This window comes from Cupriavidus necator, assembly GCF_040578825.1.
In the GTDB taxonomy this organism is placed as follows: Bacteria; Pseudomonadota; Gammaproteobacteria; order Burkholderiales; family Burkholderiaceae; genus Cupriavidus; species Cupriavidus necator_E.
The window spans coordinates 1-17,531 of the sequence record NZ_JBEFLI010000029.1 but is presented as its reverse complement, the minus strand read 5'-3'; the positions used below and the strand labels follow the sequence as shown (position 1 = coordinate 17,531).

The 17,531-nt window shown below is 60.5% G+C and carries 15 protein-coding genes; 7 read left to right on the top strand and 8 right to left on the bottom strand.

The annotated features are described in order from the left end of the window. Positions 1–4 precede the first annotated feature (4 nt). Positions 5–844, bottom strand: a complete 840-nt coding sequence (locus AB1I47_RS16070; protein WP_354684738.1) for a CHAD domain-containing protein — start codon at positions 842–844, stop codon at positions 5–7. Positions 845–1,022: 178 nt separating this feature from the next. Between AB1I47_RS16070 and AB1I47_RS16065 the strand changes: the two genes are divergently transcribed. Next, positions 1,023–1,460: a PaaI family thioesterase gene (locus AB1I47_RS16065; RefSeq protein WP_354684737.1), complete on the top strand. Its 438-nt coding sequence runs from the start codon at positions 1,023–1,025 to the stop codon at positions 1,458–1,460. 27 nt (positions 1,461–1,487) lie between these two features. After that, positions 1,488–1,874: a VOC family protein gene (locus AB1I47_RS16060; RefSeq protein WP_354684736.1), complete on the top strand. Its 387-nt coding sequence runs from the start codon at positions 1,488–1,490 to the stop codon at positions 1,872–1,874. Between the two features lie 18 nt (positions 1,875–1,892). Here the strand turns inward: AB1I47_RS16060 and tam are convergent, their stop codons facing one another. The 5 genes from tam to rpmH all read right to left on the bottom strand — a co-directional run bounded on the left by tam (position 1,893) and on the right by rpmH (position 5,700). After that, entirely contained in the window at positions 1,893–2,663 is a 771-nt protein-coding gene (tam, locus tag AB1I47_RS16055; protein ID WP_354684735.1) for a trans-aconitate 2-methyltransferase, read from the bottom strand. A gap of 223 nt (positions 2,664–2,886) precedes the next feature. Continuing rightward, positions 2,887–4,560, bottom strand: a complete 1,674-nt coding sequence (gene yidC / locus AB1I47_RS16050) for a membrane protein insertase YidC (RefSeq protein ID WP_354684734.1) — start codon at positions 4,558–4,560, stop codon at positions 2,887–2,889. A gap of 21 nt (positions 4,561–4,581) precedes the next feature. Beyond that, positions 4,582–4,890, bottom strand: a complete 309-nt coding sequence (gene yidD / locus AB1I47_RS16045) for a membrane protein insertion efficiency factor YidD (RefSeq protein ID WP_354684733.1) — start codon at positions 4,888–4,890, stop codon at positions 4,582–4,584. Positions 4,891–4,919: 29 nt separating this feature from the next. Beyond that, positions 4,920–5,393 carry a ribonuclease P protein component gene (gene rnpA / locus AB1I47_RS16040; protein ID WP_354684732.1) on the bottom strand — a complete coding sequence of 158 codons (474 nt, stop codon included), beginning with the start codon at positions 5,391–5,393 and terminating at the stop codon, positions 4,920–4,922. Positions 5,394–5,565: 172 nt separating this feature from the next. Then, positions 5,566–5,700, bottom strand: coding sequence for a 50S ribosomal protein L34 (rpmH, locus tag AB1I47_RS16035; RefSeq protein ID WP_008650850.1), 135 nt, complete (start codon positions 5,698–5,700; stop codon positions 5,566–5,568). Between the two features lie 821 nt (positions 5,701–6,521). Here rpmH and dnaA point away from each other — a divergent pair. From dnaA to AB1I47_RS16015, 4 genes are all read left to right on the top strand, one after another. After that, positions 6,522–8,327, top strand: coding sequence for a chromosomal replication initiator protein DnaA (gene dnaA / locus AB1I47_RS16030; RefSeq protein WP_354684731.1), 1,806 nt, complete (start codon positions 6,522–6,524; stop codon positions 8,325–8,327). A gap of 369 nt (positions 8,328–8,696) precedes the next feature. Further along, a complete protein-coding gene (dnaN, locus tag AB1I47_RS16025; protein ID WP_354684730.1) occupies positions 8,697–9,812 on the top strand; it encodes a DNA polymerase III subunit beta in 1,116 nt (371 codons plus the stop codon). A gap of 225 nt (positions 9,813–10,037) precedes the next feature. Beyond that, positions 10,038–12,563 (top strand): DNA topoisomerase (ATP-hydrolyzing) subunit B, encoded by a 2,526-nt coding sequence (gene gyrB, locus AB1I47_RS16020; protein ID WP_354684729.1) that lies wholly within the window; start codon positions 10,038–10,040, stop codon positions 12,561–12,563. A 204-nt stretch (positions 12,564–12,767) separates the two neighbouring features. Further along, complete coding sequence (locus AB1I47_RS16015) at positions 12,768–13,592, top strand: hypothetical protein (protein ID WP_354684728.1); 825 nt, start codon at positions 12,768–12,770, stop codon at positions 13,590–13,592. A 253-nt stretch (positions 13,593–13,845) separates the two neighbouring features. On the opposite strand, the gene AB1I47_RS16010 is transcribed toward AB1I47_RS16015, so the two are convergent. Together AB1I47_RS16010 and AB1I47_RS16005 are read right to left on the bottom strand one after the other, a co-directional pair. Next, entirely contained in the window at positions 13,846–14,595 is a 750-nt protein-coding gene (locus tag AB1I47_RS16010) for a nucleotide-binding protein (RefSeq protein ID WP_354684727.1), read from the bottom strand. Between the two features lie 82 nt (positions 14,596–14,677). Next, positions 14,678–16,147, bottom strand: a complete 1,470-nt coding sequence (locus tag AB1I47_RS16005) for a hypothetical protein (RefSeq protein ID WP_354684726.1) — start codon at positions 16,145–16,147, stop codon at positions 14,678–14,680. Positions 16,148–16,420: 273 nt separating this feature from the next. Between AB1I47_RS16005 and AB1I47_RS16000 the strand changes: the two genes are divergently transcribed. After that, positions 16,421–17,531 (top strand): DNA/RNA helicase domain-containing protein (locus AB1I47_RS16000; RefSeq protein ID WP_354684725.1); only part of this gene is annotated, 1,111 nt, incomplete at its 3' end.

The window sequence follows — 17,531 nt, the reverse complement described above, 5'->3', positions numbered from 1 at the left end:
TGGCTCAGCTCGTGCCAGCCAGCGGCGGTGGCGCCTGGTCGGTCACGGCCTGCTCTGTCACGGCCTGCTCTGTCACGGCCTGCTCTTGCAGGCACTCGGCCATCAGCCGGCGCGCGACCGTATCGTCGACAACGCCGCCGAGCTTCGCCTGCCGTTTGACCAGTTTGCGGTGCAGGCGTTTGCGGTAGCGCCTGGGCAATACCGGCTCGAACGCCTCGATCACGTAGCGCAGCCGCTTGCCGGCGATGCGCTGCGCGTGCACCGCATCGATATCGCCGCCGCGCGCGGCCCGGGCCAGCGCACGCAGGCGCTTGCGGCCGCGGCGCACGCGTTTGCTGGCGAAAGTGCCCAGCCGCCCCGGACTCTTGCGTGCCTGGGCGGCCATGTGGGCCAGGTCGCGATGCAGCGCGGGCAGCGGCCAGTCGCGGTAGGCGGCCAGCGCCGACAACATGGCTTCGCGTGCGCTGTCGCGGCGCTCGCGGGCGGTGTCGGCGACGGCGGCCAGCACGGTGTCGTCTGGCTCCCGCTTGCGCGCGGGGGCCACGGTCTCGGCCAGGAACACGTCCCAGTCGCGCACGTCGCCGGTGGCGCGGGTCAGCGCGCCCAGGTCGCGCTTCCAGCGGTCGCGTTCCTGGCGGGGCAACGACGGGCCCAGCGCCCAGGTCACGGCGCGCGCATGCCGCACCGCCACGCGCAGGGCATGCAGGTCTTCGGGGTCGTCGCGGCGCTGCAGCTGGTCGAGGGCATCCTCGATGCGGGCCAGGCCCGCCTGCGTCAACGCGGCGAAGGCGGCGGCGGGGCGCGTCTTGCGGCGCAGGACGGGTCGATTGGCGTCGGCGGTCATGGCGGTCTTCATGCGGTCAGGCGCGCATGCGGGACGCAGATGCTTGCAGTGTAGGCGACAGCACGCGCTTCTGCTCCATGCGGCGTACCAGGCGCGTGGATGGTTGACATGCCCCGCCCTTCGCGCTGGAATGCGCACATCCGTCTGGTGATGCAGTTGAACCGTACGAGGAACAGCCATGACCACCGAACAAGAGCGGCTCCTGCTGCGCGACACCATCGCGGCCGGCTTTCGCGATGCCGCCTTCGTCAACGACGTCGGCATCGCGCTGGCGGATTGCGGGCCCGGCTGGTGCGAATCGACGCTCGTCATCACGCCGCGCCACTTGCAGCACGATGGCATCGTCCACGCGGGCGTGCAGGCCACCATGGCCGACCACACCGCGGGCGCGGCGGCCACCACCATCCTCGAGACCGGCCAGCATGTGGTCACCGCGGAATTCAAGATCAACCTGCTCAGGGCCGTGCGCAGCGAACGGCTGCGCTGCCGTGCCGACGTGCTCAAGTCCGGCCGCTCGATCATCGTGGTGGAGGCGGATGTGTTCGCGGACGTCCACGGCGAATCCGTGCTGATCAGTCGCCTGAACGCGACCATGAGCGTGCTGGACCTGGCCTGAGCGTCAACCTCTGAAAGGAAGCGAGCCATGATCGACCATACCGGCGTGAACGTCAGCGACTACGGCAAGAGCCGCGCCTTCTACCTGGCGGCGCTGGGCGCCATCGGGTACGGCATCGTCAAGGAATTTCCGGCCAGCGTCACCGGCAGCACCGATGTGGCGGGGTTCGGCCCGCCGGGCAAGCCTGATTTCTGGGTCATCCGCGGCGTGCCAAACCAGCCGCCGATCCACGTGGCGTTCCGTGTGGACAGCCGTGAGGAAGTCGATGCGTTCTATCGCGCGGCGATTGCCGCGGGCGGGCGCGACAACGGCGGGCCTGGCATCCGGGCGCACTATCACCCCGACTACTACGGGGCCTTTGTGCTGGACCCGGACGGGCACAATATCGAGGCGGTGTGCCACAAGCCCGCCTGACGGGTTGGCGCTGAAGGCTCAGCGCGTCGCCATGATAAACAAGCGCGGGAACGGCAGCAGCACCGACCCGTCCGGCAGCGGCGGGTATGCCTTGGCGATCTCGGTTTCGTAGCGCGCCAGGTAGGCAGCACGCTCCGCGTCATCGAGCGGCTGCAGGAACGGCCGCAGGCCGCTGCCCTTGAACCACTCCACCACCGCTGCCGGGCCGCCCGCCAGCGGATGGTGGTACGTGGTCAGCCACACATCCACGCGCTGGCACAGCGGGCGCAGCAGCTCGTAATACCACTGCGCCGAGGCACGCTTGGCGCGGGCCTTGCTGGCGCTGGCGAGCTTGTCGGCCCATGGCGTTTCCGCGGCCACCTGGCGCATCAGCCGGTGCGCGGGTTCTTCCAGGTTGTCGGGCATCTGCACGGCCAGCGTGCCGCCGGGGACGAGCTTGGATACCAGCGTCGGGAACAGGCTGGCGTGGTCGGGCAGCCATTGCAGTACGGCATTGGCGAGGATCACGTCGTACGGCCCGGCATCGTTCCAGGCGCCGATATCGGCCACGCGGAACTGCACGTCAGGCAGCCGCTTGCGCGCGGCCTCGACCATGTCATCCGAGCTGTCCAGTCCGGTTACCGATGCGCACGGAAAGCGCGCCAGCAACACCTCGGTGGAATTGCCAGGCCCACAGCCGATATCCACCGCGCTGCGCACGATCTCGTTGGGAATGGCAGCGACGAGGTCGCGGACCGGGCGGGTGCGTTCGTCTTCGAAGGCGACGTATTGGTGGGCGGACCAGCTCATGAGGATTTCCTGATCTGTTGGCGCAGGCCAGTAGGATACGCCTGCCATAGCGACGCTGCGCCTGCCGCAGCCAACGCCGCCAGAAGGAGGCTCCTCTCTCCCGCAGGCGGGAGAGGGGAGCAACCCAGCAGCAGGCGCGAGCCACCAGCCATCACAACCCCCAAAAACAAAAAGCCCGGCATCACTGCCGGGCTTCCCGAAACTACCAAAACAACCAAACCAATCAGCTCTTGGCCACCACCGCGGCCTTGCCCTTCCCAAGCATCCGGTTGATCTGCCATTGCTGCGCAATCGACAGGATGTTGTTCACCACCCAGTAAAGCACCAGCCCGGCCGGGAAGAAGAAGAACATCACCGAGAACACCAGCGGCATGATCATCATCACCTTGGCCTGCACGGGGTCCGGCGGCGTCGGGTTCAGCTTGGTCTGCACGAACATCGACACAGCCATCACGATCGGCAGGATGTAGAACGGATCCGGCACCGACAGGTCATGGATCCAGCCCAGCCACGGCGCGCCGCGCATCTCCACCGACGACAGCAGCACCCAGTACAGCGCGATAAACACCGGAATCTGGATCACGATGGGCAGGCAGCCGCCGAGCGGGTTGACCTTCTCGGTGCGGTACAGCGCCATCATCTCCTGGTTCATCTTCTGCGGGTCGTTCTTGTAACGCTCGCGGATGGAGGTCATGCGCGGCTGCAGGTCCTTCATCTTGCCCATGGACTTGTAGCTCGCCGCCGACAGCGGGAAGAACACCAGCTTGATCAGCACGGTCAGCGCGATGATCGACCAGCCCCAGTTGCCCAGGAAGCCGTGCAGCTTCTCCAGCAGCCAGAACAGCGGCTTGGCCAGGATGGTCAGCCAGCCGTAGTCCTTCACCAGCTCGAGGCCCGGCGCAACCTTCTCCAGCATGTGCTCTTCCTGCGGACCGGCGAACAGGCGCGCATCGGTGCTCACCGTGGCACCCGGGGCCACTTCGCCCAGCGGCTGCTGGATACCCACGCGGTACAGGTTCGGATCGATCTGCTGGACGTAGAAGGTGTGGTCCTTGCCGGTCTGCGGGATCCAGGCCGAGGCAAAGTAATGCTGCACCATCGCCACCCAGCCGTTGTTGGCGGCGGCCGGCACGGTGGCCTTGCCCTTGGCGATGTCTTCGAAGTCGATCTTGTGGTACTTGTCGGCGTCGGTGTAGACCGCCGGGCCGGTGAAGGTGCTGTAGAACTGCGACTGCTCGATCTTGCTGCCGTCGCGCGCCAGCTCCAGGTACAGCGTCGGCGAGACCGGCGCGGTGCCCGCGTTGGTCACCGCGAACTTGGTGTCGACCACGTAGCTGCCCTTGCGGAACACGTAGGTCTTGACCAGCTTCACGCCATTCTTCTCGGCGGTCAGCGCCACTTCCACCTGCTCGGCGCCGTCCAGCGCGCGCGGGCCGGGGGCGGCGGTGAACACCGTGGTGTGGTTGGGCAGGTCGCCGCCGATTAGGCCCGAGCGCGCCATGTAGGTGCGCACCTTGTCACGCTCGAACAGCACTACCGGCTTGCCGTCCTTCTCCTGCTCCTTGAGCAGCTCCAGGCGCGACAGGATGCCGCCGGCGGTGTCGATCTCGGCGCGCACCGTGTCGGTGGTCACCACGATCTTCTCGCCGGTGGGCTGGGCGGCTGCCTGCGGCGCAGCGGCCGGGGCACCCGGCGCGGCTGCGCCCGGCTGCACGTTGGCCTTGGGCACGTCGCCCTGGGCGGCAACGCCGCTGGCGGCCGGCGCCGAGGCGGCCTGCTGCTGCGTCGTGCCCGGGAAGAACATCGACGCATGGCCTTGGGCGCGTTGCCAGTTGTCGTAGAGCAGCACAAGGGACATCGAGAAGATGACCCAGAGGATGGTGCGTTTGATATCCATGTCTGGCTGTGGTCGGAGAAATCAGGGTCTGGGCAGACGGATCGCGGCTGGCGCATGGCCCGCCGCGGCATGGACGGAACGGCCCGCGTGGGTGTCCGGCCTGGCAGTGTCGGCTTCCGTGCCCGGCACGGGATCATACCCGCCTTCGGTGAAGGGATGGCAACGGCACAGCCGGCAGACGGCCATCCAGCTGCCGCGCGCGGCGCCGTGATGGACGATGGCGTCGCGGGCGTAGTCGGAACAGGTCGGCAGGAAGCGGCACTGCGAGCCCAGGTAGGGACTCAGGGCGATCTTGTAGACGCGCAGCAGGGCTAGCAGGATTCGCTTCATGGCGGGCGATGGCGCGGCGATGGCGCGGTTCAGGCCGGAAGGCCCGGTGGCTGGCTTTGCGAGGGGCTCGCCGGTGGCGCCGCGGAAGGCGGTGCCGAGGGCGAGGCCGGCGGTGCGGTTGCCGGCGGTGGCGGCAGCGGCCTGGCCGCTACTTCCAGCAGGCTGGCGATTTCCGCCTCGCACGCTCTTCGGACCGCCGCGCGCGTCGCAAATTCCGCGCGCGGAAATTTCGCTTGCAGGCGCAGCAAGACGTCGCGCCCGGCGAGGCTTTCGCGGCGCTGCCGGAACAGCTCGCGCGCCATGCGCTTCACCAGGTTGCGCTCGGCGGCGCGCGGCGCGAACTTCTTGCCCACCACCACGCCAAGCCGCCCTTCCGGGCGATCGTTGGCGCGCACGTACAGCACGAAATGCGGGCTGCGCCGCCGGGGCCGCAAAGCAAAAACGGATGAAAACTCATCCGTCTTTGTGAGCCTCGCGGCTTTGGGAAAGGCATGGGCTGACACGCTGGGTATCACTGCGAGCGCTGGCGACTAATACTGCTGGCGCAAAAGCGGCGCCCTGCGGCAAGCTGCTGGCCGACCTGAAGCCGGGGCGGAAGGCATTGACGGCTGCGCGGCACGGCTGCGGTACGCTGCAGCCGGCGCCGGGCGCGCCGTCAGGCCGGTCGCCCGGGCCTCAGATGGCCAGGCGCTTGCGGCCCTTGGCGCGGCGTGCGTTGATGACGGCACGGCCGCCGCGGGTCTTCATGCGCACACGGAAACCGTGGGTACGCTTGCGGCGGGTAACGGAAGGTTGGTAGGTACGTTTCATGTTGCACTCTCTGGTTGATCTTGGCGCGCCCGACTCCGGCCAGGGGCCGGGCTGCCGTGGCCGCCGCGTATGGTTCGCATGGGGTTGCCGCTGGGCGAGGAACTGCCGCGGCGTGTCCGACGATTCTGGTTCTGTCTTTGCTGCCGGCCGTGTGGCGCGCGGTGCAGGCTAGTGGCCTGCGGGCGCGGACGGCACGGACAGGCCAGACCCGGCGATGCGCATACGTGATCCCCTGCCGCATCGCAGAACCCGGCATTTAATCCAGTTTTGCGCGCACTGTCAAGCCGGGCGTCGGTGTGCGCGGGCACAATTGCCACACCGCGCCGGCGCCCTCGGTGGCCCATTGTCCACAATGGCCGGTGAGTAAGTGGATGTGCCCTGAATGCCACCGGGCAATAGAGGATGGAGGAGCGAAGTCCCTGTTTTGCCAGAGATTTCGCCCGTTTCAGCGCCCCGGGAACCCGCATGGCAGCTAGGGTTGTGCACAGCAATCCACTGCATTTGCACAAGTTGTCCACAGACTTATCCTTTGTGGATAACTCAGGGGCGGGGGTACAATCCGGGTCCAAACACAACACGGGCTGCGTGGCGCAGGCGCAACCCGAGCCCCCACCGCTGCAACGCATGACTGAACGCACGCCAGTGCGGCGAGCCTGAAGGCTCTCCGGCGGCGGCATGGGCATGCTGCGGCGGTCTTGCCGGCAGGAACTGATTCGCATTCGTTCCTGCAGGCGAAGAGAGGCTCGGAGCGCGTGGCGTATGCGCCGCCCGTGGCGTGCCCGGAGACACGATCCCCGGGTGCGATTACTAAACAACAAACGATGCAAGATTTCTGGCAGGCGGCAGCAGCGCAACTCGAGCGCGAGCTGACGCCGCAACAGTTCAAAACGTGGATCAAGCCGCTGGCGCCCGTTGCGTTCGATGAAGAAACGCATGCGCTGCGGATTGCCGCGCCTAACCGTTTCAAGCTGGACTGGGTCAAGAGCCAGTTTTCCGGGCGCATCACTGCGCTCGCCTGCGAGTATTGGGAAGCGCAGGTCAGCGTCCAGTTCGTGCTGGACCCCGCGGCCTCGGGCCGCGCCGCCGCTTATATGCAACCTGGCATGCAGGGCCAGCCCGGCATCGGGCCGGGCGCGCAGGCGCCGGGCATGCCTGGCGCCATGGACGGCCACGCAGCGCAAGGTACGGGCATGGCCGGCTACCCCGGTGCCCAGCCGATGGGCGGCATGGGTCAGCCGCCGTTCGCTGCGCCGGGCCAGCAGCCCCAGCAAGGCTATGCCGACTACCCCACCGCGGCTGCCTATGGCATGGGCCAGCCGCCCTACGGCAACCCGTCGGCGGCACCGGTCCCGGCCGGCGCCCGCGGCCAGGCGCCCGGCATGGGCCAGCATGCCAACCACCACGGCAACCCGCACGCCAACGACATGGGCGAGATCGACGTGGTCCACATGGATCCCGCCGAAGCGAGCGCCCGCTCCTACCGCGTGCCGCAGCAACCGCAGCACCAGCCGCAACACCAGCAGCATCCGCAGCATGCGCAGCACCAGCCCCAGATGGGCGGCGCCACGCCGATGCCCGGCCACCAGCCCAGCGATACGGTCCACGAGCGCTCGCGCCTGAACCCGATCCTGACCTTTGACAACTTTGTCACCGGCAAGGCCAACCAGCTGGCAAGGGCCGCGGCCATCCAGGTCGCCAACAACCCGGGCAAGTCGTACAACCCGCTGTATCTCTATGGCGGCGTGGGCCTGGGCAAGACCCACCTGATCCACGCCATCGGCAACTACATGCTGCTGGAAAACCCGCGCGCGCGCATCCGCTACATCCACGCCGAACAGTACGTGTCCGACGTGGTCAAGGCGTACCAGCGCAAGGCGTTCGACGAATTCAAGCGCTACTACCACTCGCTCGACCTGCTGCTGATCGACGATATCCAGTTCTTCTCCGGCAAGAACCGCACGCAGGAAGAGTTCTTCTACGCCTTCGAGGCCCTGATCGCCAACCGGGCGCAGGTGATCATCACCAGCGATACCTACCCGAAGGAAATCACCGGCATCGACGACCGCCTGATCTCGCGCTTCGACTCCGGCCTGACCGTGGCCATCGAGCCGCCCGAGCTGGAAATGCGCGTGGCCATCCTGATGAAGAAGGCCGCCGCCGAGAACGTGAACGTGCCCGAAGAGGTCGCGTTCTTCGTCGCCAAGCACCTGCGCTCCAACGTGCGCGAGCTGGAAGGCGCGCTGCGCAAGATCCTCGCGTTCAGCAACTTCCACGGCAAGGACATCACCATCGAGGTGACGCGCGAAGCGCTGAAGGACCTGCTGACCGTGCAGAACCGCCAGATCTCCGTGGAGAACATCCAGAAGACCTGCGCGGATTTCTACAACATCAAGGTCGCTGACATGTACTCGAAAAAGCGGCCTGCCAATATTGCACGGCCGCGCCAGATCGCGATGTACCTGGCCAAGGAGCTGACGCAGAAGAGCCTGCCCGAGATCGGCGAGCTGTTCGGCGGCCGCGACCACACCACCGTGCTGCACGCCGTGCGCAAGATCGCCGACGAACGCAGCAAGGATGCGCAGCTCAACCACGAGCTGCACGTGCTGGAGCAAACGCTCAAGGGCTGACGCGTCAGCCGGCGCTGGAAGGCATTTTTGAAGGGTCGGCCCCTCGGGGCTGGCATACTGTAGGGTGCGCGCCGCGGACAACCCGTGGCGCCTGGGGAATTAACGTCAGCGACGCCGGGGCAAGTGTCCGGAAAGTGGCCACTGATAAGGCTTTGCGGTGAGTCGGGGCGGGATGGCAAGTGCATGGTAAGCGCACTAAGGCGCCAGCGTGGCTTTTTGTGCACAGCTGGTCCGCAGGCCGGTCCCGCCCCGCTTCACCGCAGCGGCTTATCCTTGGTACAATGGCACATTAACTCCTTGATTCCTAAGTGAATTTGGAGTTGTTTGCGTTCTGCGGTCGCCGACTACAAACGACGAAGGATAAATTCAATGCAATTGGTCAAAACCTCGCGAGACAACCTGCTGCGTCCGCTGCAAATCGTGAGCGGCATCGTGGAGCGCCGCCACACCCTCCCGATCCTGGCCAATCTGCTGATTCGCAAGTCCGGGTCAAACGTTTCCTTCCTGTCGACCGACATCGAGATCCAGATCACCACGCACGCCGAATGCGGCGTCGGCAACGACAGCGTCGCCACCACCGTGGCCGCGCGCAAGCTGCTCGACATCCTGCGTGCGATGCCTGACGGCGACGTGGCCCTGTCGCTCAACGACAAGCGCATGACCGTGCAATCTGGCAAGAGCCGCTTCGCACTGCAGACGCTGGCCGCCGAGGAATTCCCGACCGTTGCCGAAGCAAGCGAATTCAACGCCAGCGTCACGCTGCCGCAGAAGACCTTCAAGCACCTGCTGGCAATGGTCCACTTCGCCATGGCGCAGCAGGACATCCGCTACTACCTGAACGGCATGCTGCTGGTGGTCGAAGGCAAGAAGGTGATGGCAGTCGCTACCGACGGCCACCGCCTGGCGTACTGCGGCGTGGAGCTGGAAACCGAAGCCGCCGGTGTGGGCGCGCGCCAGGAAGTCATCATCCCGCGCAAGACCATCCTGGAACTGCAGCGCCTGCTGGAAGACAACGACGATCCGGTGCAGGTGCAGCTCGCCGCCAACCAGATCAAGTTCACGTTCGCCAATATCGAACTGATCTCCAAGCTGGTCGAAGGCAAGTTCCCCGACTTCCAGCGCGTGATCCCCAAGGGCTACAAGAACGCCTTCGCGATCGACCGCGTGCGGCTGCAGCAGGCGCTGCAACGCACCGCGATCCTGACCACCGACAAATTCAAGGGCGTGCGCTGCATCCTCGACACGCACATGCTCAAGATCAGCTCCACCAACGCCGACCAGGAAGAGGCGCAGGAAGAGCTGGAACTCGATTACTCGGGCGACGCGCTCGATATCGGCTTCAACGTGACCTACCTGCTCGACGTACTCGCCAACCTGAAGAGCGAGCAGGTGCAGGTCAGCCTCGGCGACTCGAATTCGAGTGCGCTGATTACCGTGCCGGAAGACGACAACTTCAAGTACGTCGTCATGCCGATGCGCATCTGATGATCCGGTGACAGGACCAGTACAGACGAAAACCGGAGCAGCAAACGGCACGCAATGACACCCGGGCCAAGCCGGGAAGTCCTGGGGATGACCATCCCGCAGCGGGGGCAGGATCCAAGCGATCCGCCCCTTTTGCCGTTTTTAGTAACCCGCCATGCGGACCCTTCGCGCCCCGCCGCTAAGCAGGCCCGGCCCGAATTTCGTATTTGCCGTGAGTAGAAAGACATGACCGAACAGCAGAAACCGCAACAGGAAAACACCTACGGAGCCTCCTCGATCCAGATCCTGGAAGGCCTGGAGGCGGTACGCAAGCGCCCGGGCATGTATATCGGCGACACCTCGGACGGCACCGGCCTGCACCACCTGGTGTTCGAGGTGCTGGACAACTCCATTGACGAAGCGCTGGCCGGCTACTGCACCGAGATCCAGGTCACCATCCACAGCGACAACTCGATCTCCATCGTCGACAACGGCCGCGGCATCCCGCCCCTGGTCAAGTTCGACGACAAGCACGAACCCAAGCGCAGCGCGGCCGAAATCGCCATGACCGAGCTGCACGCCGGCGGCAAGTTCAACCAGAACAGCTACAAGGTCTCGGGCGGCCTGCACGGCGTGGGCGTGTCCTGCGTGAACGCGCTCTCCAAGTGGCTGCGCCTGACCGTGCGCCGCGACGGCCAGGTCCACCTGATCGAATTCGCCAAGGGCGACGTACAGAACCGCATCGTCGAGACCGTGCCCGGCCCCGACGGCCAGCCCGTTGAAGTCTCGCCGATGAAGATCATCGGCGCCACCGACAAGCGCGGCACCGAAGTCCACTTCCTGGCCGACGAAGAAATCTTCACCAACGTCGAGTTCCACTACGAGATCCTGTCCAAGCGCATCCGCGAGCTCTCGTTCCTGAACAACGGCGTCCACATCAAGCTGGTCGACCAGCGCACCGGCAAGGAAGAAGACTTTGCCTTCTCCGGCGGCGTGAAGGGTTTTGTCGAGTACATCAACCGCTCCAAGAGCGTGCTGCACCCCAACATCTTCTACGCCAACACCGAAAAAGACGGCATCGGCGTGGAAGTGGCCATGCAGTGGAACGACGGCTACAACGAGCAGGTGCTCTGCTTCACCAACAACATCCCGCAGCGTGACGGCGGCACCCACCTGACCGGCCTGCGCGCCGCGATGACCCGCGTCATCAACAAGTACATCGAAGAAAACGAAGTCGCCAAGAAAGCCAAGGTGGAAACCACCGGCGACGACATGCGCGAAGGCCTGTCCTGCGTGCTCTCCGTCAAGGTGCCCGAGCCCAAGTTCAGCTCGCAGACCAAGGACAAGCTGGTCTCGTCCGAAGTGCGCCTGCCCGTGGAAGAACTCGTCAGCAAGGCCCTGACCGACTTCCTGCTGGAAACCCCCGCCGACGCCAAGATCATCTGCGGCAAGATCGTAGACGCCGCCCGCGCCCGCGAAGCCGCCCGCAAGGCCCGCGAAATGACCCGCCGCAAGGGCCTGATGGACGGCATGGGCCTGCCCGGCAAGCTGGCCGACTGCCAGGAAAAAGACCCCGCCCTGTCAGAACTCTTCCTGGTGGAGGGTGACTCCGCAGGCGGCTCCGCCAAGCAGGGCCGCGACCGTAAGTTCCAGGCCATCCTGCCGCTCAAGGGCAAGATCCTGAACGTAGAGCGCGCCCGCTTCGACAAGATGCTGTCCAGCCAGGAAGTGCTGACGCTGATCACCGCGCTGGGCACGGGCATCGGCAAGGACGACTACAACCTGGAAAAGCTGCGCTACCACCGCATCATCATCATGACCGACGCGGACGTGGACGGCTCCCACATCCGCACGCTGCTGCTGACGTTCTTCTACCGGCAGATGCCTGACATCATCGAGCGCGGCTATGTGTATATCGCGCAGCCGCCGCTGTACAAGATCAAGCATGGCAAGGAAGAGCGGTATATCAAGGACGATGTCGAGCTCAATGCCTACCTGCTGAAGCTGGCGATGGAGAAGGCGTCGCTGGTGCGGCCGGATGGGTCGGAGATCAATGGGGATGCGTTGACTGAGTTGGCGCGGCAGTATCAGTTGACTGAAGGCGTAATTGGCCGTCTGTCGCGTGTTGTGGATACGGACGCGCTGCGTGCCATTGCGGACGGCGTGACGCTGGATCTGGATAGCGCGGCGGCGGCGGAGGCTTCAGCGGTGGCGCTGAAGGCTAAGCTGGCGGAGATGCATGCGAAGACGTTGATTGGGGCTGCGGTCAATGATGATGGTACGGCGGATGTGTATGCGCAGTTTGATGAGAAGACTGATAAGCATCGGTTGATGATTGCGCGTCGTCATCATGGGAATGTGCGGTTGTCGCATTTGGATGCGGATTTTGTTCACGGGGCCGATTATGCGGCGCTGTCCAATGCGGCCAAGACGTTTCAGGGGCTGACGCCTGAGGGGACCAAGGTGCAGCGTGGAGAAGGGGACAAGCTGAGGGATCAGACTGTCAATGACTTCCATGGGGCGATGCAGTGGTTGCTTTCGGAGGCAGAGCGTGGGGTGTCGCGGCAGCGGTATAAGGGGCTGGGGGAGATGAATCCTGAGCAGTTGTTTGAAACCACTCTTGACGTTACGCAGCGGCGGTTGCTGAAGGTGCAGATTGAGGATGCTATTGCTGCGGATCAGATTTTCACCACCCTTATGGGGGATGAGGTGGAGCCGCGACGGAACTTTATTGAGAGTAATGCGTTGGTGGCACGGAATATTGATGTCTAAGACAAAAGCCAAGTGAAAATAAGAGATGCCTTTTCCTGTTTTCGTCATGCCACCTTGATTGTATTTTATTGTTAAGGCATAACACAAGAAAGCTCAGATTAATTTCTGAGCTTTTTTTTGACGGAATGCACGGCGATTGTGGTTGCCCGTCGAAGCAGATGGAATTCGTTTTGTATAATGCCGACAGCCTCTCCTCGAAAACGTATGAAGATGTTAAACGCACTCTCATCGGTCCCTCTGAAGAAACTCTTGGGAGTTATGCCCACCGGTTCTCCGACGATATTGGAAATGGCAGTGTTGTTACTGCAGCGGAGCGAACAGGCATTAGATACCTCTCGCACCATCGATATCCCATTGCTGCGGCCCGTCACGAGAATCCTTTCGACTTTAGGACTACTGCAAGGTGGAGCTTGGCTGTTTATGCGGCCAGCGCTGTTTTTTGTGCTCTACTCGTGTATCGCGCAGATAATTATCTTTTGGTGCAAAAATAATGGCATTCTTTCCCAGGGTGAAGCGAGTAACGCGCAATACGCTGCCTTCCTTTTTGTCGCGCTTATAACTGCTTTTGAGCTTCCAAGTCAATACGTATCTGATAAGGTGCATTCTAAAATAATTCGCCGGGTAAAAACCGAGTTCACATCGGAATGCGACATCGGGCCAGACGAGGCAAAGCATATTTTAGATACTCTAAAAGAGCTCCATGAGCGTGCAAGTGCTCGTGTAAGGACTGCGCAATGGATCATTACCTTTGCGTGGGCATCCCTCCTCTTTGTCTGGGCTCAATATAGCAGCATGGCTCAAAAGAACTTATCGCCTAATGATTTTGCAAGATTTTTGTCCGACTCAATTTCCAACGCCGTCGCATTTGCTGCAATTACTCTACTTTGTGCCTGGGTCACCTTTGGTTATAAGCGAGCTATTGAGAGAATATTTCTCACGGCCAGAGTGGTAATGCGAGAGGTACAAATATCCTCCAATGGCCCAGATTCGGGCAAGAATCCCGAGGGCCACGATCCCTATCAAAAGTAGATGTCATAGCGCTTGTATCTGGATTGCTGAACCTCCGATGAAAATGCTGAACTTGGCTTTTTTGTGCTTCAGGAGATCAATGAAGAGCGTGCCGCGGATATTAATCTACGGCATCTCGAACGAATAGTGGCTGATCGAAAACGCAGCCAGCGATGATGGTAATTTCTGCCAAGGATCGGCTGCCGAGTGGATCCTATCCCGTCAAAATAACCAAAATCGATTGGGATCGTCGAACGCCACTGTCGCAACAGCGTCAAAGTAGATCCGCAATGGCCTTCCGAAGCTCGTCCTCTTTGGATTGGGGAACAACCCACGCTTGCAGAGCCTTGTTATAGCTAAGATATCCCAATCCTGATAGCCGTGACTTGTGTGGGTACGTATTTCCCTTTAACAAAAATGACTTCTTATAGGGTTCCAAAGTTAGGAGCACCGGAGTCGATGCCGGTGCGGGATTAACGGGGTCCGTAGACGATTGTGCACTCGGTGTTTTTTCGATCGTTTTCGATATCGATATCGGAAGGCTCGTCGGTGTGACGTCGGTGTCTTGAAAGGATCTCAGTTCATTTACGACCCGGCGGATTTGCATGCAAGCCGGATTGACTGCTGCTTCCCAATTTGCATCGCTTCGGTTCGATTCATACTTCGTGGGATTCACACCATACAGGTCGGTGGGGAGGCGAATCTTGTCGGAGTCTGGGACGAGAAAAAAGCACCTTTCAGGTCCCAGGCGGCCAATGAACAACCCAAGTTCAAAGAGCACATTGTCTCGAACAACTTGGTCTGCACTATCGCGCATTATTGAGATGTCATCAGGGCTAAATACAAAGATTCCGAAGTCGGACGACCTCAATATGCGCATGAGATCCGAAAGTGTTGATGAGGATGGTTGAAAGACCCCGTCCTTCCATACTGTGCACTCCGCATCATACGTAAGATTTGCGTGTAATGCATTTGCGATCTTTATGCCTTCTCTCGACGACCCAATGAAAATCTTCGGTTTCATGGATTCTCCCGTAAATAGTTCGGAATTGAATTTTGATTATGGTGGTGACTGCGCGAGGGAATCTTCCAGCCGTCACTTACCGTTAGGCCTTTGATGCCGATGGTTTGTTATCAGTGGCATCTATGAGAATGATGTTGTTGTCTCCGATTAGCTCGTGGGTTCGTAACAGGCGGTGGACTTTTGAGTGCTCTGCTTCCGTAAAATACAAAATTGCTTTTATTGGCGCTCGATTTGCCCGGGCGGCATCCGAGTAGATTTCCGCCTGCTTTTTAAGATTTGATTCGAGGCTGGTATTCGAGGCCAGTTTAAATTCGATCACAGTTTTGTCAGTGCTACCAAACGACACAACGAAATCGGCGGGGCCGCGACCGTTATTGACCTCCGCGTTATAATCGAAGGTTGCGGCAAGCCATGTAAGTTTAAACATGATCTGCAGATCTGTTTCTCGGCGAACTGGCTTGCCTTCAACATAAAACAGCTTGTAGCCATCCTGTTTTTCAATTACGTGCTTCAAGTAATTGAGTCGCTGAAGCGCATCCTCACGAGTGTTCGTTTGGATTTCATAGAAGTTTCCCTTCCAAAGCAATTCAACAAGGTCCCGCAATTGTTGCTCGAAGAGAATTTGAGTGCTTTTGACCTTTTCTTCACTAAGTGCCTTTGCGCCGTCGCCCTCGCGCTCCTTCAATGCGATATAAGCATCCAAGAGCATTGGGAACTTCAGAAGCACTTTCTCGTATGCCTCATCCCGATCCTTCTTTGTAGGTTCAAGCGGCATCACCTGGATGACATAGTTCGAAATCTGTGCCCGCAATTGCTCATTGGGGACAGCGGCGGCAACGGAGGAAAAGTCCGCAATTAGATCGGCGTGGTTAATCCAGGTTTCGTCCTTCGTTAGCATATCAATTGGAGTCAGTAGGACGAAATCTCCACAAAAGGCCGGCAACATATAACGTTTCGTGATCCATGTCTTTGTGTGGTAATTGAACTCTGCTTTCGTGACAGGAAATTCGCGGCACTTTGCTGGATCGACATACTTTTTGGCGAAGTCCTCCGTGTACTGGGCTAGGTATCCTTTGATCAAGTTCGTCACAAAATCGCTGATATTATCGCGGCCGACGCCATTTTTAATGAGGCAAAGTTTTTCTAGGTGGACTCCAATGCCAACGCCGCCAGCCTTTATGTCGAAGACTGTGTGAAGATTTGTATTGAGATTATTTGCGAATGTCCTGCCAAGTCCGTGACCGCCATTTCCGATTTTGCTGTAGCCGAACCAATTTTGCCGTACTTCTGGGAAGCAGTACCATGCTTCCATTAATCCTTTTGGTAGTGTCGAGGTGGCATTTGTTTGTAGAAAGGAAAGATAATTAACGATATCTTTGTGCAGTGCCTTGTATTCGTCCTTTTCGCTATTGAAAAGTAGAAAAGGGTCAACAAAAAGGGGGAGGTCGTTGATGAGGGAGATGTTAAAAGATCCGTGATTGCGAATCGTCTCGGAGGAAACGCCAAAGAAATCCGAGAAATAGATCTTAATGTCGTGTTTGCGCTCTGTCACGCCAGGGTCCTTGTCTCTGGTGGAAATTCTTGTTCTGTAAGGAATCACGTTCGAGACTAACACATAAATTGCTCAGAATCGGCCCCCGTTTGGGGTGGGATGCAGCCCGCGCTGACGGCACTACGGCGGGGAAGAGCACTCAAGGCATATAAAACCCCTGCACCGCGGCGGCAGACTGTTTTTCCCAGATAGTGACTAGTAACTTTTTTGTTTCAGGCATAACATAGACCATTTTTGCATCTGGCTTCCCAGACAAGGCCAAGGGGTCGATTCGTGCAATTGTATACAGGTAGCTCCCTACAGTTCATCGATCAAACGATCAGAAATGCCATTGCGGCAACCCTTCAATCCAACTTCTTTGAGGCTTATCGCTACCAACCATCTAGGCAGGAGGTGATGTCATGGCAGAACTCCCTGCTCCAGATGGCAGTGACCCTTCAAGGGGCAGGCCTGACTGACCACGGTGTGACGCTCGAATACCAATTGCCACTTAGTGCAAGGCGACTGGATTTCATGATCACCGGCCACGATGGAAGCGGCGCCCAGCATGCAGTAGTTGTGGAGTTGAAGCAATGGGGCGATGTCGGTCCGAGTGATGCAGAGGGCTGCGTATCTACCTGGCTTGCGGGGTCAGAGCGCGACGTACTTCACCCTTCCTGCCAAGTTGGGCAATATGAGCAGTATTTGCGCGATGTGCATTCGGCATTTAGCTCCGGTGAGGTAGGCCTATCGTCCTGCGTCTTCCTGCATAATTTGCAGCGTGATACGGAGAATGAAATCTTCCAGGCCCGACATGCGGAGTTTCTGCAAGCGTATCCGGCCTTTGCCGGCGATCAGGTGGGCGAGCTCAAGGAATATCTGCGGAAGCGCCTTGTAGGGGCTAAAGGTGTACCTGTGATGGAGAAGGTCCTTTCCAGCAGGTACGCGCAGAGCAAAAAGCTTCTTGAACATACCGCGAAAGTTGTGCGGAACCAAACAAGCTATGTTTTGCTGGACGACCAGAAGGTCGTCTTTAATAAGGTTTTGTCGCGGGTTCGTAAGTATGCTCGCCGGAAGGACAAGCGGACAATGGTCCTTGTTCAAGGAGGGCCGGGTACTGGAAAGTCCGTAATCGCCTTACATTTGCTGGGTGAGCTCGCCGCAGAAGGCTTTAGTGTCCTCCATGCGACAGGATCAAAAGCATTCACTGAGAACATCAAGAAGGTCGTCGGCTCGCGCGCCGCTGCTCAGTTTGGGTACACCCACTTCAATATGAAGGGCAATATCGAGCCGGGCTTCTTTGATGCTCTAGTACAACATCCCCTAAATAGGTTTAATAATTATCGGGCTGCAAATACGGCTGCAGGAGCGCGACGACCACCTGGGCCATCTCATCGAGCGAGCC